The sequence below is a fragment of the Aeromonas sp. PrichA-15 genome (assembly GCF_017939245.1).
GTDB lineage: Bacteria > Pseudomonadota > Gammaproteobacteria > Enterobacterales > Aeromonadaceae > Aeromonas > Aeromonas caviae.
The window spans coordinates 1-692 of the sequence record NZ_JAGKRH010000237.1; the positions used below are offsets into that span (position 1 = coordinate 1).

Annotated in this window: 1 protein-coding gene; it reads right to left on the bottom strand. The window is 44.4% G+C overall.

The features are described from left to right. Positions 1–221, bottom strand: a 221-nt coding sequence (locus J9889_RS19840) for a hypothetical protein (RefSeq protein WP_210557821.1), incomplete at its 3' end; no start/stop codon positions are given. Positions 222–692: the final 471 nt, after the last annotated feature.

The following is a 692-nucleotide window of genomic DNA, read 5'->3' on the forward strand; positions in this document are numbered from 1 at the left end:
GGTATAACCTGGCCAGAAGGAGGCAATATCAATATGATGCACGGCGACAGCAGGGTGATGGTGGTGGTGTGTTTGGAGACAACCAGTTTACCAGCACCCTGTCTGTCAACTTCCACTTTCCCAGGATCCCGCGAAGAACCTTTTTTCTTGGCCGACGCCTTGCCTGGCAAACCGTCGAACGTGAGCCAGCTACTTTTAACACTAAGTAATTTCACACTCAAATAAAAGAACCAATTGAAGCCAATCTGGAAAGGTTAAATTTAACTCATTGATTTTTATTGGTTATTTTCATTCATAAAAATCCATTAAATCACGATAAAAACGCCTATAACAGACAGGATCACCACAGTATCGATGCACTTTCAGCACATTTCATTAATGATTAAAAGGCGTTAGCAGCAGGCGAAAAGAGAGGGTGGGGAGGATGGCCCCCATCGGAGCGATTAATGGCTTATTCATTACATAACTAATCATTTTAATGTCACGCATTCCGGATATTGCTTCAGGCACCTTCAGCCATGCCGGTTCAGCCCCCTTCTCTTTGCAGTAATACCAATCAGATTAAAGATGTGATCTAATTGCTCTATTCTGGTTTCACTGTACTCAGTATGTCCGATCCAATCGATTTCTTGGCCCTCGCCAAGGCAGAAACCAACGCCAGGAAACGCATGCGATTCCTGGCGTTAGCACAC